This is a genomic window from Bradyrhizobium sp. USDA 223 (assembly GCF_044909005.1).
GTDB classification, from domain to species: Bacteria; Pseudomonadota; Alphaproteobacteria; order Rhizobiales; family Xanthobacteraceae; genus Bradyrhizobium; species Bradyrhizobium yuanmingense.
Genome location: NZ_JBIYDR010000001.1, coordinates 6,872,332 through 6,892,157, shown reverse-complemented (window position 1 = coordinate 6,892,157; position 19,826 = coordinate 6,872,332). Strand labels below are relative to the sequence as shown.

17 protein-coding genes are annotated in these 19,826 nt (G+C 65.6%); 9 read left to right on the top strand and 8 right to left on the bottom strand.

Annotation, left to right across the window (positions count from 1 at the left end):
- Positions 1–54: 54 nt before the first annotated feature.
- The 3 genes from mtnA to ABIA40_RS32070 form a co-directional block, all read right to left on the bottom strand.
- Positions 55–1,161: an S-methyl-5-thioribose-1-phosphate isomerase gene (mtnA, locus tag ABIA40_RS32080; protein WP_404545249.1), complete on the bottom strand. Its 1,107-nt coding sequence runs from the start codon at positions 1,159–1,161 to the stop codon at positions 55–57.
- 30 nt (positions 1,162–1,191) lie between these two features.
- Positions 1,192–2,067, bottom strand: a complete 876-nt coding sequence (locus tag ABIA40_RS32075) for an S-methyl-5'-thioadenosine phosphorylase (RefSeq protein ID WP_057025947.1) — start codon at positions 2,065–2,067, stop codon at positions 1,192–1,194.
- An 87-nt stretch (positions 2,068–2,154) separates the two neighbouring features.
- Positions 2,155–2,427: a phosphopantetheine-binding protein gene (locus tag ABIA40_RS32070; protein ID WP_404545247.1), complete on the bottom strand. Its 273-nt coding sequence runs from the start codon at positions 2,425–2,427 to the stop codon at positions 2,155–2,157.
- 359 nt (positions 2,428–2,786) lie between these two features.
- On the opposite strand from ABIA40_RS32070, the gene ABIA40_RS32065 reads away from it, so the two are divergent.
- The 7 genes from ABIA40_RS32065 to ABIA40_RS32035 all read left to right on the top strand — a co-directional run bounded on the left by ABIA40_RS32065 (position 2,787) and on the right by ABIA40_RS32035 (position 12,384).
- Positions 2,787–4,004 carry an acyl-CoA dehydrogenase family protein gene (locus ABIA40_RS32065; RefSeq protein WP_057025945.1) on the top strand — a complete coding sequence of 406 codons (1,218 nt, stop codon included), beginning with the start codon at positions 2,787–2,789 and terminating at the stop codon, positions 4,002–4,004.
- Positions 4,005–4,059: 55 nt separating this feature from the next.
- Complete coding sequence (locus ABIA40_RS32060) at positions 4,060–5,040, top strand: amino acid--[acyl-carrier-protein] ligase (protein ID WP_404545244.1); 981 nt, start codon at positions 4,060–4,062, stop codon at positions 5,038–5,040.
- A gap of 41 nt (positions 5,041–5,081) precedes the next feature.
- A complete protein-coding gene (locus ABIA40_RS32055) occupies positions 5,082–5,957 on the top strand; it encodes an acyl-CoA acyltransferase (protein WP_275501853.1) in 876 nt (291 codons plus the stop codon).
- Between the two features lie 228 nt (positions 5,958–6,185).
- On the top strand, positions 6,186–9,053 hold the full coding sequence (locus ABIA40_RS32050; RefSeq protein WP_404545242.1) for a PAS-domain containing protein: 2,868 nt from the start codon (positions 6,186–6,188) through the stop codon (positions 9,051–9,053).
- Between the two features lie 202 nt (positions 9,054–9,255).
- Positions 9,256–10,233: a tripartite tricarboxylate transporter substrate binding protein gene (locus ABIA40_RS32045; RefSeq protein WP_271541750.1), complete on the top strand. Its 978-nt coding sequence runs from the start codon at positions 9,256–9,258 to the stop codon at positions 10,231–10,233.
- Positions 10,234–10,385: 152 nt separating this feature from the next.
- The gene (locus tag ABIA40_RS32040) at positions 10,386–10,871 is read left to right on the top strand and encodes a tripartite tricarboxylate transporter TctB family protein (RefSeq protein ID WP_271541748.1); all 486 of its coding nucleotides are present in this window, start codon (positions 10,386–10,388) and stop codon (positions 10,869–10,871) included.
- A 4-nt stretch (positions 10,872–10,875) separates the two neighbouring features.
- Positions 10,876–12,384 carry a tripartite tricarboxylate transporter permease gene (locus tag ABIA40_RS32035; protein WP_271541746.1) on the top strand — a complete coding sequence of 503 codons (1,509 nt, stop codon included), beginning with the start codon at positions 10,876–10,878 and terminating at the stop codon, positions 12,382–12,384.
- 104 nt (positions 12,385–12,488) lie between these two features.
- Here the strand turns inward: ABIA40_RS32035 and ABIA40_RS32030 are convergent, their stop codons facing one another.
- Positions 12,489–14,183, bottom strand: a complete 1,695-nt coding sequence (locus ABIA40_RS32030) for a bifunctional diguanylate cyclase/phosphodiesterase (protein ID WP_271541744.1) — start codon at positions 14,181–14,183, stop codon at positions 12,489–12,491.
- Between the two features lie 221 nt (positions 14,184–14,404).
- Here ABIA40_RS32030 and ABIA40_RS32025 point away from each other — a divergent pair, with 221 nt between their 5' ends.
- Complete coding sequence (locus ABIA40_RS32025) at positions 14,405–14,665, top strand: hypothetical protein (protein ID WP_271541742.1); 261 nt, start codon at positions 14,405–14,407, stop codon at positions 14,663–14,665.
- 225 nt (positions 14,666–14,890) lie between these two features.
- Here the strand turns inward: ABIA40_RS32025 and ABIA40_RS32020 are convergent, their stop codons facing one another.
- The 3 genes from ABIA40_RS32020 to mtgA all read right to left on the bottom strand — a co-directional run bounded on the left by ABIA40_RS32020 (position 14,891) and on the right by mtgA (position 16,701).
- Positions 14,891–15,532 (bottom strand): hypothetical protein, encoded by a 642-nt coding sequence (locus tag ABIA40_RS32020; protein ID WP_271541740.1) that lies wholly within the window; start codon positions 15,530–15,532, stop codon positions 14,891–14,893.
- 140 nt (positions 15,533–15,672) lie between these two features.
- Positions 15,673–15,855, bottom strand: coding sequence for a 50S ribosomal protein L32 (gene rpmF, locus ABIA40_RS32015; RefSeq protein ID WP_007598106.1), 183 nt, complete (start codon positions 15,853–15,855; stop codon positions 15,673–15,675).
- A gap of 171 nt (positions 15,856–16,026) precedes the next feature.
- Positions 16,027–16,701: a monofunctional biosynthetic peptidoglycan transglycosylase gene (gene mtgA, locus ABIA40_RS32010; protein ID WP_271541738.1), complete on the bottom strand. Its 675-nt coding sequence runs from the start codon at positions 16,699–16,701 to the stop codon at positions 16,027–16,029.
- 161 nt (positions 16,702–16,862) lie between these two features.
- On the opposite strand from mtgA, the gene ABIA40_RS32005 reads away from it, so the two are divergent.
- Positions 16,863–17,786, top strand: coding sequence for a polyprenyl synthetase family protein (locus ABIA40_RS32005; protein WP_109142099.1), 924 nt, complete (start codon positions 16,863–16,865; stop codon positions 17,784–17,786).
- A gap of 79 nt (positions 17,787–17,865) precedes the next feature.
- On the opposite strand, the gene ABIA40_RS32000 is transcribed toward ABIA40_RS32005, so the two are convergent.
- Positions 17,866–19,659 (bottom strand): caspase domain-containing protein, encoded by a 1,794-nt coding sequence (locus ABIA40_RS32000; RefSeq protein ID WP_404545237.1) that lies wholly within the window; start codon positions 19,657–19,659, stop codon positions 17,866–17,868.
- Positions 19,660–19,826: the final 167 nt, after the last annotated feature.

Below are 19,826 nucleotides of genomic sequence, written 5' to 3'. Positions count from 1 at the left end.
ATTGCTTCGCTGCGCTCGCAATGACGGTTGTGGCGAGATATCGCCCAACCAAATCTACTTCGCCGCAGCAGCGATCCGTTCCGGAAATGCCGACGCCAGCGCGGCGCGATCCGGCTTCAGCACGCCGCGCTCGGTGATGAGACCGGTGACGAGCCGCGCCGGCGTCACGTCGAAGGCGTAGTTCGCGACCGGCGAGTTTTCGGGCACGATGCGTACCGTCTCCAGCCGGCCGTCCGCGGTGCGGCCGGTCATGTCGGTGACCTCCACGCCGCTGCGCTGCTCGATCGGGATGTCGCGGATGCCGTCATGGACGGCGAAATCGATCGTCGGCGACGGCAGCGCGACGTAGAACGGCACACCGTTGTCATGCGCGGCTAGCGCCTTCAGGTAAGTGCCGATCTTGTTGCAGACGTCGCCATTGGCGGCGACGCGGTCGGTGCCGACGATGGCGAGATCGACCATGCCGTGCTGCATCAGATGTCCGCCGGTATTGTCCGGGATCACCGTGTGGGGCACGCCGTGATGGCCAAGCTCCCAGGCCGTGAGCGAGGCGCCCTGGTTGCGCGGACGGGTCTCGTCGACCCAGACATGGATCTTGATGCCGCGCTCATGCGCGAGATAGATCGGCGCCGTCGCCGTCCCCCAATCGACGGTGGCGAGCCAGCCGGCGTTGCAATGGGTCAGCACGTTGACCACCTCGCCCGGCTTCTTCGCCGCGGTCGCCTCGATCAGCTTCAGGCCGTTGTCGGCAATGCCGCGATTGATCTCGACGTCCTGCTCGGCGATCTCGTCGGCGCGCGCATAGGCCGCTTCCGCCCGTTCCACCGGATCGATGGGCGCGAGCGCCGCGCGCATCTCGTCCAGCGCCCATTTCAGATTGATCGCGGTCGGCCGCGCCACGACGAGGGTGTCATAAGCGCGTTGCAGCCCGGCGTCGGAGGCATCCTCGCGCATCGCGAGCGCCATGCCGTAGGCGGCGGTGGCGCCGATCAGCGGCGCGCCGCGCACCAGCATGTCCCTGATAGCAACTGCCGCATCTTCACACGAGGTCAGCCGCGCAACGACGAATTCATGCGGCAGCCGGCGCTGATCGATCGCTCCGACCGACCAGCCGTCGCGCTCGCGCCAGATGCTGCGGAAATGCTTGCCGTCGACCTTCATGGCATTCTGCCTTTTCGTTTTTCTTGCGTCTCACGCTCGCAGGATGCGCCCGGCCACCGCATCGAGCTTCTTCAGGAGCTCGGGATCGCGCGCCTCCGGCGCCGTGATCAGCGCGGTGTCGAGCGCACGGTCCGAACCGATCGGGCACGGCTCGTGCTCACGCGGAAAATCCTTGGCCAACCGCGCCACCAGCGCCTTCGCCTTGTCGGCGTTCGAATTCAACACGCGGATGATGTCCTGCACGGTGACCGCATCGTGGTCGGGATGCCAGCAGTCGAAATCCGTGACCATCGCGACGGTGGCGTAGCAGATCTCCGCCTCACGAGCGAGCTTGGCTTCGGGCATATTGGTCATGCCGATCACGGAATAGCCAAGCGTCTTGTAGGTCATGCTTTCGGCGTAGGTGGAGAATTGCGGCCCTTCCATGCAGACATAAGTGCCGCCGCGCGCGATCGCGATGCCTTCCGCCTCCGCGGCGGCCGCCAGATGGATGCGCAGCCGCGGCGAGACCGGGTGCGCCATCGACACATGCGCGACGCAGCCGCGGCCGAAGAACGAGCTCTCGCGCTTATGGGTGCGGTCGACGAACTGGTCGACGAGAACGAAGGTGCCCGGCGGCAGTTCCTCCCTGAAGGAACCGCAGGCCGAGAGCGAGATCAAATCGGTGACGCCGGCGCGCTTCAGCACGTCGATATTGGCGCGATAATTGATGTCGGAGGGGGACAGCCGGTGCCCCTTGTCATGCCGCGGCAGGAACACGATCGGCAGGCCGGCGATGGAGCCACGCCTTAAAGGAGCCGACGGCTCGCCCCAGGGGCTCTCGATCACCTCTTCGCGCGCACCCTCTAAGCCGGGCAGGTCATAGATGCCCGAGCCGCCGATGATGCCCAATACCGCCTGCGTCATGCCTGCTCCACCCTGTCCGCCAAATGTGACATGGTTAAGCTATGCCAGTTTTGCGGCGGATTTGGAACGGGGGGAGATGCGCCCCTGTTAAGCCGCGGTCGCCGGCTGGAGCTGCATCGCGACCATCCGCTCCAGCGTCTGCACGGACTGGAAATTCTCCGGCGTGATCTCGGACTGCGGAATGGTGAAGTCGAATTCGGCCTCGACGCCGAGCATGAGATTGACCATGTCCATCGAGGTCAGGCCGATATCGACGAGTTTGGCCGAAGGCGTAACGTCTGCGGCGAGCGAATTCTGCTCGAGGATGCCCTTCACCAGCTTGATGATGCGATTGCGCAAAACGGTATCGAAGGCCTGCATCGGCAAATTCCCATCTGTCTATCGAGGTCGGACCGAACTGCCGGCTACGATGGGTGCGGGCTGCCGGTCCTGCAATGGGCGACACCAATACTTCGCGTTTCTTAGTAAACGATGACTCAGATTGTCGGAAATCCAGCCTTCTTCCAGAGTCCTAACGCGATACCGGAAAATCCGGCGATGCGAACAACCGGACCTTAACTGTTCGTTCGGAATTGGGTTTTGTTTACCCTCTATTTCATCGACGAATTTGAATTAAATCCGTAGCCTCGTCTCACAAGCAAAGATGGCTGGAGGATCGCCTCAAGCGGCATCGCGAATGATGCCGGCGATCTCGAACGGCAAACCGGAGGCGGACGAGCATGAACGTGCGTGAAGCAGTCCTCACTGTCGACGAAATGCAGGCGAGCTTTCTCGAGCAGGGTCCCTCCCTGATCGAGCGCGCCGCCCGGACCGCCGCAGCGGCCGCGGCCGACGCCGACGAGGTCGATCGCGACGCCCGCTTCCCGCACCGGGCTTTCGACGTCGCGCGTGAGCAGAAACTGCTCGGCGTGATGATCCCGGTCGAGTTCGGCGGTTTCGGCGCTTCGATCCATGACGTCACCGACATCTGCTACACGCTCGGACGCGCCTGCGCGTCCACGGCGATGATCTACGCGATGCACCAGACCAAGGTCGCCTGCGTCATCAGGCACGGCCATGGCATCCCCTGGATGGAGACCATGATGCGCCGGGTCGCCCGCGACCAGTGGCTGCTCGCCTCCTCCACCACCGAAGGCCAGAACGGCGGCAACATCCGCGCCAGCGCGGCTGCGGTCGACCATGCCGGCGATACTGTCTCGCTGGTGCGCGACGCCACCGTGATCTCCTACGGCGCCGAAGCCGATGGCCTCGTCACCATCGCCCGCCGCGCCACCGAAGCCGCCGCCTCCGACCAGGTGCTGCTGGCGCTCGCCAAGGACGATTATTCGCTGAAGCGGACGCTGGGCTGGGAAACGCTCGGCATGCGCGGCACCTGCTCGACCGGGTTCGAGCTGAAGGTCGACTGCCCCGCCGACCGCATCTTCCCGGAATCCTATGACAAGATCCACGCCCAGACCATGACGCCGTTCGCGCATTTGTGCTGGTCGTCGGCCTGGGCCGGCATCGCCGCTGCGGCGGTGACGCGCGCGCAGGCCTTCATCCGCAAGGCGGCCCGCTCGTCCGGCGGACAGATGCCCCCGGCCGCGGCGCACTTCACCGCCGCCAAGATGTCGCTGGCCAAGCTGCGCGCGCTGATATCAGCCAATATCGACGCTTTCGCCCGCGTCGAGCATGACGAGCGTGCTCTGAGCTCGCTCGACTTCCAGTCCTCGATCACGCTCTTGAAGGTGCAGGCCTCCGAGCTCGCGGTCGAGACCGTGATGCACGCGATGCGCACCGCGGGACTTGCCGGCTATCGCAACGACGGCGAGTTCACCATGGGCCGTCACCTCCGCGACGTGCTGTCGTCGCCGATCATGATCAACAACGACCGGATCCTGGCCAATGCCGCGACATCGACATTGATGAGCGGGGTGCCGGCGAGCCTTCGCGACTGACGTGCCTCCGCGACCGCTTCAACAAGAAAATTTTGAGATAGCAGGACATCGACCCATGAATATTGCCGTCCTCCCCGACTCGCCCACCACCGCGCCGCAGATGATCGATCCGCTCGATCATCTCGCCGACAAGCTGTTCCACCGCATGGGCGCCGACGGCGTCTATGCTCGCACCGCACTTTATGAGAGCATCGTCGAGAAGCTCGCCGCGCTGATCACCGGTCACCGCGAGGCCGGCACCGAGGTGATGCGCTTCCCGCCGGTGATGAGCCGGGCGCAGCTGGAGAAGTCCGGCTATCTCAAGAGCTTTCCGAACCTGCTCGGCTGCGTCTGCGGCCTGCACGGCACCGAACGCGAGATCAACGCCGCCGTGAGCCGCTTCGATGCCGGCGGCGACTGGACGACTTCGCTGTCGCCGGCCGATCTCGTGCTGTCGCCGGCCGCCTGCTATCCGGTCTATCCGATCGCGGCGAGCCGCGGCCAATTGCCGAAGGGTGGCCTGCGCTTCGACGTTGCCGCGGATTGCTTCCGCCGCGAGCCGTCGAAGCATCTCGACCGGCTGCAATCGTTCCGCATGCGCGAATATGTCTGCATCGGCAGCCCCGACGACGTCGCCGATTTCCGCGAGCGCTGGATGGTGCGCGCGCAGAAGATCGCGACCGACCTCGGCCTCACCTTCCGCGTCGACTATGCCAGCGATCCGTTCTTCGGCCGGGTCGGCCAAATGAAGGCGGTGAGCCAGAAGCAGCAGCAGCTCAAGTTCGAACTGCTCATCCCGCTGCGCTCGGAAGAGCAGCCGACGGCATGCATGAGCTTCAACTATCATCGCGAGCATTTCGGCACGACCTGGGGAATTCAGGATGCCGACGGCGAGCCGGCCCACACCGGCTGCGTTGCCTTCGGCATGGACCGCTTGGCCGTCGCCATGTTCCACACCCACGGCACCGATCTTTCCGCCTGGCCCGCCAAGGTGCGGGACGTCCTGAGCCTGCAGCCGCCCGTCGCGGCCGAGGCCCATGGCGAAGGCTGGCGCTGAAGCAACTCACGAGGCCGGCCATTTCCACGGGCAAAACGAGCGTGATCCATACCAAGGTCCGATGCCGCGAGATCACCGAGTCCGACGTCGATAAGATCGCGGACTTGCTGACGCGCGGCTTCGTCGGCCGTTCACGCGACTACTGGATCCAGGGTCTGCGCCGACAGGCCTTCCGGGCCGTGCCGGAGGGTTATCCGCGCTTCGGCTACATGCTCGACGACGACGGCACGCCGGTCGGCGTGCTGCTCTTGATCTACACCTCGCGCAAGGAGGGCGAAGAGACCGCCATCCGGTGCAATCTGTCGAGCTGGTATGTCGATCCGGCCTACCGGAACTACGCACCGCTGCTGACCAAGATCGCCCAGCGGCACAAGCACGTCACTTACTTCAACATCAGCCCCGCGCAGTGGACCTGGCCGATCATCGAAACGCAGGGCTTTCGCGCCTATTGCCGCGGCATATTCTTCTCGGTCCCTGCGCTGGCGCGCGTCCCGCGCTGGAACGAGATCGAGGTCATTCCGCCGCACGCCAAGGAGATCAAGGGGCTTTCCGAGACGGAGACCGAGCTTTTAACGCGACATGCGCGCTACAATTGCCTTAGCCTCGTCTGCCGCACGCCGAAGGGAACCTTCCCCTTCATCCTGCAACCGGTGCGCATCCGCCGCGGTTTCATCGCACCGCCCGCCATGAAGCTGATCTATTGCCGGAGCACCGCAGAATTTGCCGAATGCGCCGGCCGCATCGGACGGCTGCTGCTGCGGCTCGGCAAGATCGCGGTGGCCGTCGATGCCAACGGTCCGGTTCCCGGCCTCGTCGGCATTTACACCGAGCGGCGCGGCCGGAAATACTTCAGGGGCCCGCACCAGCCACAGCTCGGCGACCTCACCGACACGGAGCTCGTGCTGTACGGGCCGTAGAGCAACGCCCGGCTCTGTAAATCTGTACGAGCAGAGCGGGAATATCGCCGCGCTCGTCCGGAGCTACGGCGTATCGCCTTGGCAGCGGGCCGTTTACGCGTGCGCTCACCATCGCCGGTCACCCTCCGTAAACTACGGCGCTTAAGGGAATTTTCCGGCCTGTTCGCTAGCCTCGGCGGCTGAATTAGGTTGCATCAAGTCTATTGCCCGCCGAGGCCCTGCCGACCCATGACGTCGACCCACGACAGCGAGCTTGGTACAGGTCGTGAGCAGGGCCCAGGCGCCCTGGTCGCGCTGAGCCAGCTTGCGCTCGACCACATGGAACAGGGCGTCTGCGTCTACGATGCCGACAACCGGATCGTGGTGACGAACCAGCGCTATCTCACGCTGTTCGACATGTCGGCCGAAATCGTGCGGGTCGGCACCAGCTATCGCGAGGTGCTCGCGCACAGCGCAAGCCGCGGCAACTTTCCGCAAGACCAGCTCGATGCGTTGTATTCGACGCGGATGGCGCAGATCGCCGCGGGCAAGCCGTTCCGCACCGAGCAAATGCTGGCGAGCGGCCTCGTCATGTCGCTCGAGCTGAAGCCGCTCCCCGGCGGCGGCTGGATGACGATCTGCGACGACGTCACCCGCCTCGCCCGGCTCGAAGCGGAACTGCTCGTGCAGACCGAGCGCAGCCAGCACGCGCTCGCCAACATGTCGCACGGACTGATCATGTACGACGTCGACAGCCGTGTCGTCGTCTGCAACGAACGGTTCCTGAAGCTCTACAACCTCGACCCCGAGATCGTGAAGCCCGGCGTCGCGCATTCCACGGTGATCGAGCACTGGATGTCGCGCGGCAACCTGCCGGGCATGTCGGGCGACGAATTCTACCAGAGCCGGCTGGAGGACGTGCGCAGCAGGAAGCCGAAGACGCTGCTGGTGATGCGCTACGACGGACGGATGGTGCAGGCGGTCTCCCGCTTCCTGCCCGACGGCGGCTGGGTGACGGTGCACGAGGACGTCACGGAGCGGCTGCAATACGAGGAAACGCTGCGGCAGCAGAATTTCATCCTCGATGCGGCGCTGGAGAACATGGCGCACGGGCTCGCCTTCTTCGACAGCGACATGCGGCTTCGGGTCTGCAACTCCACCTACCTCAAGATCTACCTGTTGTCGCCGGAGGAGACCCGCCCCGGCACCCACCTCGCCGAGCTGATCGAGCGATCCATAGCGAACGGCGCGTTCTCCCCGGAATACAGCCCGCAGCAGATCCTCAAAGCCGCCCGCGCGCGGATCGCGAGCCGTGATTCCTCGCCGATGCGCCGGCGCATGTCGAACGACACGGTGATCTCGGTACGCTATTGCGCGCTGGCCGAAGGCGGCTTCGTCGCCACCTATGAGGACATTACCGAGCGCGAGCGTGCGATCGAGGAGCTGAGCGAGCAGTACCGCCGGTTCGACGCGGCCCTGAACAACATGAGCCAGGGCCTGTGCATGCTCGACGGCAGCCTGCGCGTGATCGTCTGCAACCGCCGCTACATCGAGATGTACGGAATGGCGCCGGAGATCGTGAAGCCAGGCGTCTCGATGCGCGAGATCATGGAGCACGCCTGCGAGCTCGGCATCCATCCGAACATGACCGGCGCCAAGCTCTATGCCGACTACGTCGAGAGGCTGCGCGAGGGCGAGCACACGCTGCACCGCCATTTGAACGACGGCCGCATCATCAAGCTGAATCACAAGCGCATGGAGCATGGCGGCTGGGTCGTGACCTATGAGGACGTCACCGAGCGCCACAAGGCCCAGGCCCGGGTGGCCCACATGGCGCGGCACGATTCGCTCACCGACCTGCCCAACCGCACGCTGTTCCGCGAGAAGATGGGCGAGGGACTGAACCAGGTCGCGATCGCCGGCGGCGCCATGGCCGTGCTGTGCTTCGACCTCGACAATTTCAAGACCGTCAACGACCGCCTCGGCCACGCCGCCGGCGACCGCCTGCTGCGCTGGGTCGCGGCGCGCCTCAAGGAGAATGTCGGCGAGCACGACACCGTCGCGCGGCTTGGCGGCGACGAGTTCGCCGTTCTCCAGCGCGGGCCGCAGCCGCAATCGGCCGAGGCGCTCGCCCGCCGCCTGGTCGAGATCATCGGTCATCCGCCGCCGCTGGAAAGCCAGTCGATCCATGTCGGCGTCTCCGTCGGCATCGCGATCGCACCCGACCACGGACTCGATGCCGATGAGCTGATGAAATGCGCCGACCTCGCGCTGTACCAGGCCAAGGCCAAGGGGCGCGGAGCCTATCAGCTGTTCGAGCCCGAGATGGAGGAACAGGCGCGCAGCCGGCACGCGCTGGAGCAGGACCTGATCGGCGCGCTGGAAGGGCGTGAATTCCACCTGGTGTTCCAGCCGCAGATGCGGCTCGATTCCTCCGAGCTCACCGGCTTCGAGGCATTGCTGCGCTGGAAGCATCCCTCGCGCGGCTTCGTCTCTCCGGCCGAGTTCATCCCGATTGCGGAGGAGAACGGGCTGATCGTTCCGATCGGCGAATGGGTGCTGCGCACGGCCTGCGCCACCGCCGCGTCCTGGCCCGGCGTCACCGTCGCGGTGAACCTGTCTCCGGTGCAGTTCCGCTCCCGCGGGCTGGTGGCGATGGTCACGAGCGCGCTCGCGGAAGCCGGCCTGCCGCCGCAGCGGCTCGAGCTCGAGGTCACGGAGACGGCGCTGCTGGACGACAGCAAGGCGACCATCGACATCCTGCACCAGCTCCGCGCACTCGGGGTGCGCGTCAGCCTCGACGATTTCGGGGTCGGCTATTCCTCCCTGAGCTATCTGCGCAAGTTTCCGTTCGACCGCATCAAGATCGATCGCTCCTTCGTCGGAACGCTCGGCGAAAGCCCGGAGAGCGTTGCCATCGTCAGAACGATCGCGAGCCTCGGCTCCGTGCTCGGCGTCGAGACCACGGCGGAGGGCGTGGAAACCGAGGAACAGCTCGACTTCGTCCGCGAATGCGGCTGCACCGCGGTGCAAGGCTATTACTTCGGCAAGCCGTGTCTCGCCTCGGAAGTCGACCGCACCATCGAGACGCTGAACACGGTTCGGCGGGTGGCCTGACCCGCTTCGGCCGCTCAAATTCCGCCTCTCGGCACGCGGCCAAACGACGAATTGTCGCAGATGTCGGCTCTGTCGGCGTTAGCTGACCGACGGCCGCACAGCGATGCGCGCAACACGCTTTTCTTCTCCGTCAAATTCAGGAACAATCGCCTCGCAACGAGAGACGGCGCCCCCAGAGAGGCCGCCGCGAGGGAGGCTTTCGATGTCGGGATACGGGCTGAAGACGATTGCATTTGCCGCGGTGCACGCCGTCATGGGCGCATTGCTCTCCACGGCCGTTAATGCGCAGGACTACCCGACGAAACCGATCACGTTGATCGTGCCTTGGCCGGCCGGCGGATCGACTGATCTCTCGATGCGCGCGATCGCCGACAGCGCCTCGAAGGTGCTGGGCCAGCCGATCGTGATCGACAACAAGGCCGGCGGCAGCGGCACGGTCGGGCCCGCGACGATGGCGGCGGCGGCGAAGCCGGACGGCTATACCATCTCGCAGATCCCGATCACCGTGTTTCGTCTGCCCTTGATGCAGGAGGTGTCGTGGGATCCGGCAAAGGATTTCACCTATATCGTCCATCTCACCGGCTACACGTTCGGCGTGACCACCAGCGCGGAATCGCAGTTCAAGAGCTGGAAGGACGTGGTGGAGTTCGCAAAGGCAAATCCGGGCAAGGTGACCTATGCCACGCCCGGCGCCGGCACCTCGCTGCATATCGGCATGGAGCAGATCGCCGCGATGTCCGGCATCAAGCTGACCCAGGTCCCTTTCAAGGGCGGTGCGGAGACCAATGCCGCGGTGCTGGGACAGCACACCATGCTGCAGGCGGATTCCACGGGATGGCGGCCGCTGGTCGACGCCGGCAAGCTGCGGCTCCTGATGGTGTGGACCGGGGCACGGTCGCCGAACTATCCCGACGTGCCGACGCTGAAGGAGCTCGGCTATCCCATGGTCTATGATTCCCCGTTCGGTATCGCCGGCCCGAAAGGAATGGATCCCAAGATCGTCGCCAAGCTGCACGATGCCTTCAAGAAGGCAGTCGAGGATCCCGCGGTGATCGCCACGCTCGCGAAATACGACATGGTGCCGAACTACAAGAACACCGAGGACTACAAGAAGTTCATCGTCGAGGTCACGGCGTCCGAGCGCAAGGTGATCGAGACGCTCGGGCTCGCGAAGAAGTAGGATCGAGCTACTAGTGTGTCCCGGACGCGATGCAGCGCTTCTTCAGCGATGCACTGCAGAGCGGGGATCCACCCTTTCCTCCACACGCATGGGCCCCGGCTCTGCAGCGCACCGCTTCGCGCTGCGCTGCGTCCGGGGCACGAGAGATCGCGATGACCACCCGTACCAACGTCAAGCTCCGCCTCAGCAACTCCGAACTCTGGGGCGGGCTGATCGGGCTCGCACTCGGCGGCTTCGTGATCTGGTCGGGCTTGAAGCTCAAGCTCGGCACCATCAACGATCCCGGCCCCGGCTATGTGCTGTTCTACACGGGCATCCTGATGTGCGTGTTCGCGGGCGCCATCATCGTCTCGGCGATCACCGAGGGCGGGCCGACGCTGGCCTCGCGCTGGGAGAACGTGCGCTGGAGCAAGCCGCTTGTCCTCATCGCCTGCCTCACCGCATTCGCCTTCGCGCTGGAGCCGCTGGGATTCCTGCTGTCATCGATCCCGCTGATGCTGCTGCTGTTGCGGCTGATCGATCCGGTGCGCTGGACGCTGGCGATTCCGATCGCGCTGCTGGTGCCATTGGGCATGTGGTGGGTGCTCAAGCGACTGCTGTTGATCCAGTTGCCGTCAGGCCTGTTCGGGATCGGCTGACCCCATGGATACGCTCGTCAACGTGGTACATGGATTCGGCGTCGCGCTGCTGCCGGTCAACCTGCTCTATTGCTTCATCGGCGTCTTCATCGGCACGCTGGTCGGCGTGCTGCCCGGCATCGGCCCGATCTCGGCGATGTCGCTGCTGCTGCCTGTGACGCTGTCTGGAACGCCGGAATCCGGCATCATCATGATGGCCGGCATCTATTACGGCTCGATGTATGGCGGCTCGACCACCTCGATCCTGGTCAACATTCCCGGCGAAGCCGCCTCGGTCGTGACCTGCATCGACGGCCACCAGATGGCGAAGCAGGGCCGCGCGGGCCCCGCGCTCGGCATCGCCGCGTTCGGCTCCTTCGTCGCCGGCACCTTTGCGCTGGTTGCCTTGATGCTGGTGGCGCCGAGGCTTGCCAGCCTCGCCATTGCCTTCGGCCCGGCCGAGTATTTCAGCCTGATGGTGCTCGGCCTTGTCGTGCTCACCTTCCTCACCCAGGGCTCGATGCCGAAGGCATTGCTGATGGCGTGCATCGGCGTCGTGCTCGGGCTGATCGGGCTCGACAGCATCACCGCGCAGCCGCGGCTGACCTTCGGCCGCATGGAGCTGATCGACGGCATCGGCCTCGTGCCCGTGGTGATGGGCCTGTTCGGCGTCGCCGAGGTGCTGCTCAACACCGAGCAGGCGATCAAGCGCGACGTCATCAACACCAGGATCACCCATCTCCTGCCGAGCAAGGAGGACTGGAAGGCGAGCGCAGGTCCGGTCGGCCGCGGCACCATCCTCGGCTTTTTCCTCGGCATCCTGCCGGGCGGCGGCGCCGTGGTCTCGTCATTCGCGTCCTACGCGCTGGAGAAGCGGCTGTCGAAGACGCCTGAAAGGTTCGGCCATGGCGCGATCGAGGGCGTCGCCGGCCCGGAATCGGCGAACAACGCCGCGGCCGGCGGCGCCTTCATTCCGCTGATGACGCTCGGCATCCCGCCGAACGTGGTGATGGCGCTGCTGCTCGGGGCCTTCGTCATTCACGGCCTGCAGCCGGGCCCGCTGATGATCACGCAGAACCCCGGCCTGTTCTGGGGCATCGTCGCCAGCATGTATATCGGCAACGTCATGCTGCTGATCCTGAACCTGCCGATGATCGGCATGTGGGTGCAGCTGCTCAAGCTGCCCTACAACATCCTGTTCCCCCTGATCATCCTGTTCACGATCCTCGGCGTCTACTGCTCGAGCAACAACGTGTTCGACGTCTATGTGATGATCGCGTTCGGGATCATCGGCTATTTCATGCGAAAGCTCGGCTACGAGCCGGCACCGCTGGTGCTGGCCTTCGTGCTGGGTCCGATGATGGAGAACAATTTGCGCAAGTCGCTGATCCTGTCGCAGGGCGATCTCTGGACCTTCGTGCAGCGGCCGATCTCGGGCGCGTGCCTCGCGCTTGCCCTGGTGCTGCTGATCGCGCCGCTGCTGCCGTCGCTGCGCAAGAAGCGCGAGCTGGTGGCGCTGGACGAGGGGGCGTGAGGGTCTGTAGGGTGGATTAGCCGAAGGCGTAATCCACCACTTCTCTCTCGACGCGGATCGTAAAGTGGTGGGTTACGCCTTCGGCTAACCCACCCTACGCCATCTCAGCCCGCCGCAGGCAGCGCGCTGTCCGACGGCAGGCCCCATGGGCGCTCCGCCGATGCCAGCCCGATCAGGCGGCCTTGGATGTAGTCGCAGCCCCAATCGCGCAGCATGTTTGCGGCTTCGTCGTCCTGCACCCATTCGGCGACGGTCTTGATGTCGAGGCGGCGGGCGAGGTCGATCAGAGTCTGCACGAAGGCGCGGTCGTCGGCGGAATGGGTGATGTTCTGCACGAAGGCGCCGTCGATCTTGACGATGTCCACGCCGAGCTTGCGCAGATTGCGGAACGAGGTGTAGCCGGCGCCGAAATCGTCGATGGCGATGCGGCTGCCGAAATGCTTGAGGCGGCTGACGAAGGCGCGGACGTCGTCGATGTCCTGGATCGCGACCGTCTCGGTGATCTCGACGATCAGCCGCTCGGCAACGCCGGGATGGGCCAGCATCAGCGATTCGATCCCCGCCCACCAGTCCGGATCCATGGTCGTATCCGGCGAGATGTTGAGGCTGAGACAGACGTCGGGCGCCGCCGCGAGCTCGGCGACCACGAGCTCGAGCACGCGGTGATCGACCAGGCGGATCAGGCCGAGCCGTTCGGCGACCGGCACGATGTCGGGCGCGAGCAGCACCTGGCCGTCGCCCTGGTCCATCCGCACCAGGCATTCATGGAATGCGCGCTCGCGCGAGACAGCCGAGACCACGGGTTCATAGGCGAGCCTGATGCGGCGCTCGTTGAGCGCGGTGACGATCTCGTCGGTGACGCGGATGTTGACGCGGCGCTGTGCGTCGCGCGCGGCATCCGGACGCCAGGCCGCGAACGAGCCGGAGCGGCGGCGCTTGGCGGCGTCGAGCGTCTCATGGGCGCGGTTGACGGCCTCGTCGGTGTTGCGGGCATAACGCGGCAGGCTGACCGCGCCGATCGAGGCGGTGACCGAGACCGGACCGGATTTGGTCGGCACCACCTCGTCGCGGATGCCGGCGAGGAAGCGCTCGGCGGCCACGTTCATGTCGTCGACAGTGCAGTTCTTCAGGATCAGGCCGAACTTGTTGCCGGAGAAGCGCCCGAGCACGTCGCCGCCGCGCAGGCGCGCGCGAATGCGCTTGGCGACGTCGAGGATCACGGCGTCGGCGACGTCGAAGCCGAAGGCATCGTTGACGCGGGCGAGATGATCGATGCCAACCAGCATGAAGGCCGCTGTCGAGCGGAAGCGCGTCGTCTCCTCGATCGCCTCGGCCAGCGCCGCGATCAGATGCGAGCGGTTGAGCTCGCCGGTCAGCGGATCGAGCCGGGCCAGCCTACTCAATTCCTCGTCCCGGGCGTGGCGCTCATTGTTGATGCGGACGGAGCCGATCGCTCGCGTGGGACGGCCGTCGGGACCTGCGAACCAGCGGCCGGTCTCCTCGATCCAGATCACGGGATCGGAGGCGCTCATGCGCACGCCGTACTCGATTCGGTAAGGGGTGCCGTCGGCGCCGTGCACCGGGGACGTCAGTGCCAGTGCCGCCGTCCGCAGCGTTTGCGCGGGCTCGATCAGCTTGGCGAATTCGGCGCCGGTCGAAAGCCGCTCGGCGGGAATGCCGGGGAAAACGGCGCTGACCTGCTCACCCCAGACGATGGCATCGCTGGCGATATCCCAGGCGAACACGGCCTGACCGAGCGCGGCCAGGATGTCGGAGGCTTGCGGCAATCCAGGGGTCAAAGTCGCCTCGTTTCGGGACAGTGGAGAAGTCCTGAGCCGGCACAGGATAGAGCCAGATTCGCTGCCGAACCTAGGCAAAGTTGATAAACAATTTGGAAACCACGTTTCCGAAGGCGTCGGAACCAATCCGGTCCGGCCGGCATAGGCCTTGCGAGTACAGGACTCGCACCGGCGCCTGCGTCCCGAAACGCGACAGTCTCGCCGGATCAACGGTGATTGCGATGTTGGGTACTGATCGACCGGACGCGGCGGACAACGGCACAGGCACGGCCCTGGTGCCGCTGATGCCGACGTTGCAGTGGGTCCGCAAGGCGCCGCTGCCGCGCCCCGATCCGAGCTTCGTCACACAATTGATCGCCAATGCCGAGCAGCTGCCGCAAACGAGCCGGCTCCGCCGCGCCTCTCCCGAGGATGCGCTGATGGCCTATGGCAGCAAGCGCCCGCTCGGAACCGTCAGCGCGCGCACGCGTCAGGTGGCTTAAGATTGATTGAAGTGAGAGCGCGCTTCTTACCTCTCGCCGCTTGCGGGGAGAGGTCGGATCGCCTCGGCGATGCGAGCATCGTCCGGTGCGATCCCGGGTGAGGGGTAGAGGTCCCGCGGCTATCGCATCCGCGGAGAGAGGCCCCTCACCCCAACCCTCTCCCCGTGAGAACGGTGCGAGGGAGCACACTGCCGCGGCGGTGAGATGCGAGCCAATTCAGAGAAATCAGCGCGGCGGCGTGTCGGAAGACGGCGTGCCGTTCCCCGGCTGCAGCTGCGGCGAGGGAATTTCCGGCGAGGGGGCGCCCTGCACTGGCTTGGGCGCCGGGTGATCCATCAGCACGGATTCGGCGACGGATTGCGCGGTAGGCGCGGACGGCGCCGGCTGCGGCGCAATCACAGGCTCGAACTTGCGCTCGGACTCCACATCCTCCACCGGCGCTTCGCCCCTGCGCTTGGCCTTGCGCGGCGCCGGCACCGTGGTCTCGGCGACATAGGTGACGCGGCGGCGCGTGCGCTGGGCGATGCCCGCGAAGAAGTCCGCCATCGCCAGCAGCACCAGCAGAAAGAAGGTGGAGTTGCCGAATTTGGGCCACATCACGAATTCGGCAGCGGCCGCGCCGAAGATGATCAGCGACAGCAAATGATCCATCAGGAATTTCGAGCCCGGCCGCGCACCCTTGACCACCTCTAACAGCAGCAAGACGACGCCGAGCGCGAGCAGGAGATCGGCGAGCGTGACCGGCCAGACCTCTCCGGACACCATAGGCACCTTGAACAGCACGTCCGTGAAGGACACGGTCGGCATCAGGAAGGCGATGATGTTGTAGACCGCGAGCGGAATCAGGAGCAGCGGGAAACCGACCATCGGCTTGATGCCTTCTCGATCAAGATATCCGGACAGAACAATGCAGCGGCGAAGCATCCGCTCCGCCGCCGTCACCGTCTATCTCATGGGTTGGCCGAAATCGGGCGGGTCCGATCTCCCGCCCGAGAAAGATCCTGGCTTCAGGACTCTTTCTTCTTCAGGACCTGACGGCCCTTGTACATGCCGGTCTTGAGGTCGAGATGGTGCGGACGACGGAGCTCGCCGGAGTCCTTGTCTTCCACATAGGTCGGCTTCTTGATGGCGTCCGCCGAGCGGCGCATGCCACGGCGCGACGGCGAGGTTTTTCTTCTCGGAACGGCCATTTCAATATCCTCTAGGGATTGGTGTCATCAGGGCATCGTCCGCGAAGGGACGGCTCAGCACCCGCAAATAACGAGGCGAGCTGAATGCCGATCAAGGCCGCGCTTATAGAGGAAGGCTGGCCGTAAAGCTAGGCTCTTGGGCCGGAAAATGCGCCCGGAACGGGCCAAAAATCAGCGATTTTCGCGCCAGCAGGTCGCAAGCGAGCTCGCCTGCCCCCGCGCCATATAGGTGGCGGCCAGCCGCCGGACGCCCGGTCCCGGGGTCCGGGCGCTGCGCTTGACCGGATTCGGCAGGATTGAGGCCAGAAGCGCCGCCTCGCGGGGCGAGAGGCTTTCGGCCGATTTGCCGAAGGCATAGGCGCTGGCCGCCTCGACCCCGAACTGCCCCTGCGGGCCGAGCTCGGCGATGTTGAGGTAGATTTCGAGAATCCGCTGCTTGGGCAGGACCAGGTCGATCCATAGCGCCAGCGGGAATTCGAGCGCCTTGCGAACGAAGTCGCGCCCCTGCCAGAGGAACAGGTTCTTCGCGACCTGCTGGGTGATGGTGGAGGCGCCCCGGAAGGCGGTGCCGTCCTCCCTGGCGTCGTCGATCGCCTCGCGCAGCGCCCCCCAATCGATGCCGTGATGCTTGCAGAAATGGGCATCCTCGGCCGCCACCACCGCGCGCGGCAGAGAGGGCGACATATCAGCGAGATCGATCCACTCCCGATGCACCGGCGCGCCGCGCAAGCTGCGCCAGGCCATCAACGTCGAAACTGGGTGACCGGTGCGGTAGAACGGCGCGATCACATAGGGCGCGAGGACCACGAGCGCGAGCACCACCAGCAGGATTTTGACGATGCGCAAATCGACCTTTCCGGTGCAAACTGAAGAGCGGCCACGGGCTGGAGTATTAAGTCTGTGATAATTCGGGCCTTTTCCAGCACTTTTTAGGCCTTCCAAACGATTGACTGGCGCGGGCGCATAAAGGATTGTCCCGCCGAATTTTAGTTCTGGAGCCCTTCTTGATGACCGGCACGTCCCCGTCCGATTTCGCCAAACGTCTGGACAAGACCGCTGATGACACCGAAGCCCTGCTCGGGCGCCTGCTGTCGGACGACATCCTGCATGACGAAATCGCCCGGCCCAAGCGACTGATGGACGCAATGCGCTATTCGAGCCTGAACGGCGGCAAGCGCCTGCGGCCGTTCCTGGTGGTCGAGAGCGCCGCCGTGTTCGGCGTGCCGCGCGAGGCGGCATTGCTCGTAGGCGCCGCGCTCGAATGCATCCATTGCTACTCGCTGATCCATGACGACCTGCCGGCCATGGACAATTCGGACCTGCGCCGTGGCCGCCCCACCCTGCACAAGCAGACCGACGACGCCACCGCGATCCTCGCCGGCGACGGCCTCCTGACGCTCGCCTTCGACATCATCACCCGCGACGAGGTCCATCGCGACGCCAATGTGCGGCTGCTCTTGACGCGCGCGCTAGCGCGCTGCGCCGGCATCGGCGGCATGGTCGGCGGGCAGATCCTCGATCTCGCCGGCGAAGGCCGCTTTGGCGGCAACGAGCCGATCGACGTCGCCCGTATCCAGCAGATGAAGACCGGCGCGCTCTTGCGCTACGGCTGCATTGCCGGCGCGATCCTCGGCCAGGCCTCGAAGGCGGAATATCAGGCGCTCGACGATTACGGCCGCGCGCTCGGCGAAGCCTTCCAGATCGCCGACGATCTGCTCGACGTCGAGGGCGATGCGGCCGCGCTCGGCAAGCCGGCCGGCGCCGATGCCGCGCTCGGCAAGACCACCTTCGTAACCCAGCTCGGGATCGAAGGCGCCAAGCAGCGCGTGCGCGACCTGCTCGCGCGCGCCGACAGCGCCGTCTCGATCTTCGGCGACCGCGCCGCAATTTTGCAGGCCGCCGCGCGTTTCGTGGCCGAGCGGAAGAACTGAGCTAAAGCGCGATGCGATTAGGATGAATCGTCATCGCGCTTTAGGTTATTGTTCGAGTGGTCAGGAAAGCCGTGCCATTTCAGTTGCAGACCTCTGCATTGGCGTCGACGTGGGGGCCGCCGCCGCCGCGATAGACGAGACGGCAACCGGGCCTTACAGGCCGGCAGAGCAGAGCGTTGCAAAAGATCTGACCACTGCCGCTCGAGGCACGACCCGCGCCAGCCGCCGCAGCTGCACCGTAGCCGCCCGCTCCAGCACCGGCCCGCTGCCGCGCGGGGCGGTCCTCGCCGTCGTCGCGCCGCGAGGTCGCGGGCTTTGACGCGGGCTTGGCGGCGCGCTTCCTCTCGCATTCATTGTCGTCGTTCAGCACATAGCCGTTGCCGCAAACGATCCTGGTGCACTTGTCGCCTTCGACCTTGAAACCGTGCTCGCAGACCAGCGGGCAGACCCGCGACGGCTTGGCCTTGACCGCATCGAGCGCGTCGGTGCTCGCCACCTTCACGTCGAGCTTGGTGCCGGCATAGCGGTTGAACTGCGACAGCGACCGCTGCGAGGACGTATTCCAATTGCCGTCGGCCTGCCCGGAGAAGCAGCCGACGCGGCCGAGCTCGCTCTGCACCGAGCGGTTGAGATCGGCCGGCGCGGTCGCCGGGGTGAGTGCGGCGACGTTGGTGCCGGAGGCGTTCGTGGTGTTGCCCGGCGCAACGCCCGGCGCCGTGGCGGCGAGGTTGACGCGCTGTTGCTCGGCGGCGGCCGCCTGCTGCTGTGCCTGCTCCTTGGCCTTCTGCGCGGCAAGCTGCGCCTGCTCGGCGGCCTTCGCATCGGCCGCGGCCCTGGCTTGCGCATCCTTCTGCGCGCCGAGCGCAGCAAGGCGGTCGCGCTCGGCCTCGGCCTGCTTCGCTTTCGCGATCGCCGCCGCATGCGCCTGCTCCGCGCCGATCTTCTCGAGCTGGAGCTTGGCAAGGCTCGCATAGAACCCGTCGGGATGCTGGGCGAGGAAGGCTTCCCAAGCCGGCCGGTTGCCGACCTGGAGCGCGAGCTCGTAGTCGCGGCGGATATCGGCCTGGGGATTGGCTACGGGCGCCGCCGGCGCCAGCTTGACCGGCACCAGCGGCACGTCCTCGCCACCCAGCGAGCCGTAGACGAACGGCTCCTGCTTGTTGCCGGTCGACTTCAGCACATCGTCGCGCACGAAGCCGAAGGCGCGGCGGACGTCGAGGCCCGGCGTCGTCAGATGCTTCGACAGCGCGATGGTGAACGGGCTGTTGGCACCGTCGCCGTCCTGCGCGGTGAAGCCGGCCTTGGCCGAATAGGCGATCAGCGTGTTGGGGCTGGACGGCTCGACCTGGGCGAGGCCGCGGCCGATGCCGCGCGAAGCGACCGTGCGCTTCATCCGTTTGCTGAACGGATTATCGCGGCAGGCATCGAGGATCACCAGACGCAATTGCTTGGCGGGCTCGACCGCGACCAGGACACGGTCGAGGGAGAGCGCCTCGTCAAAGACGTCGGTGTCCCGCTCGAGCTTGGCATCCACCGGGATCAGATAGTTCGAGCCCTCCACCTCGATGCCGTGGCCGGCGTAGTAGACCACGGCGATTTCGGCGTCGCGGGTCGCGTCGGCGAAGTCGCGGAGCACGCGCCGTGTCTCCAGCGCCGACAGATCGTGCCGGGAGTCGACGAGGTCGAAGCCGGCCTCCTTCAGGGTTTTGGCCATCACCGACCCGTCATTGACAGGATTGGCGAGCGAGGGCGCGTGCTGATAGGCCGAATTGGCCAGCACCAGCGCCACGCGCTTTCCGGCAACAGCCGGCCCGGCGCCGAACATCAGGCCGAGGGCGACGAAAAGCGGACAAAGTCTGAGCAAGCTGCGCATGACACGACTTCCGATGGTTCCGGGCCGTCCGGCCCTTTGGGACCGCTTTAGCAACATCCTCCGCCGGCGCTTGTGATGGAGGTCACGAAGCGGACCCCGACGGCAGGCCGTACGACCTCTCTTGTTTGTCGCGCCAGCGCTGTCGCGGTTCGCCAACGGACGGCGGT

Excerpts from the sequence above, each read along its gene's own strand:
- ABIA40_RS32000 (WP_404545237.1), bottom strand. The coding sequence starts at position 19,659 with ATGCGCAGCTTGCTCAGACTTTGTCCGCTTTTCGTCGCCCTCGGCCTG.
- ABIA40_RS32040 (WP_271541748.1), top strand. The coding sequence starts at position 10,386 with ATGACCACCCGTACCAACGTCAAGCTCCGCCTCAGCAACTCCGAACTC.
- ABIA40_RS32020 (WP_271541740.1), bottom strand. The coding sequence starts at position 15,532 with ATGGTCGGTTTCCCGCTGCTCCTGATTCCGCTCGCGGTCTACAACATC.
- ABIA40_RS32045 (WP_271541750.1), top strand. The coding sequence starts at position 9,256 with ATGTCGGGATACGGGCTGAAGACGATTGCATTTGCCGCGGTGCACGCC.
- mtnA (WP_404545249.1), bottom strand. The coding sequence starts at position 1,161 with ATGAAGGTCGACGGCAAGCATTTCCGCAGCATCTGGCGCGAGCGCGAC.
- ABIA40_RS32005 (WP_109142099.1), top strand. The coding sequence starts at position 16,863 with ATGACCGGCACGTCCCCGTCCGATTTCGCCAAACGTCTGGACAAGACC.
- ABIA40_RS32060 (WP_404545244.1), top strand. The coding sequence starts at position 4,060 with ATGAATATTGCCGTCCTCCCCGACTCGCCCACCACCGCGCCGCAGATG.
- ABIA40_RS32050 (WP_404545242.1), top strand. The coding sequence starts at position 6,186 with ATGACGTCGACCCACGACAGCGAGCTTGGTACAGGTCGTGAGCAGGGC.
- ABIA40_RS32035 (WP_271541746.1), top strand. The coding sequence starts at position 10,876 with ATGGATACGCTCGTCAACGTGGTACATGGATTCGGCGTCGCGCTGCTG.
- ABIA40_RS32075 (WP_057025947.1), bottom strand. The coding sequence starts at position 2,067 with ATGACGCAGGCGGTATTGGGCATCATCGGCGGCTCGGGCATCTATGAC.
- rpmF (WP_007598106.1), bottom strand. The coding sequence starts at position 15,855 with ATGGCCGTTCCGAGAAGAAAAACCTCGCCGTCGCGCCGTGGCATGCGC.
- ABIA40_RS32070 (WP_404545247.1), bottom strand. The coding sequence starts at position 2,427 with ATGCAGGCCTTCGATACCGTTTTGCGCAATCGCATCATCAAGCTGGTG.
- ABIA40_RS32025 (WP_271541742.1), top strand. The coding sequence starts at position 14,405 with ATGTTGGGTACTGATCGACCGGACGCGGCGGACAACGGCACAGGCACG.
- ABIA40_RS32065 (WP_057025945.1), top strand. The coding sequence starts at position 2,787 with ATGAACGTGCGTGAAGCAGTCCTCACTGTCGACGAAATGCAGGCGAGC.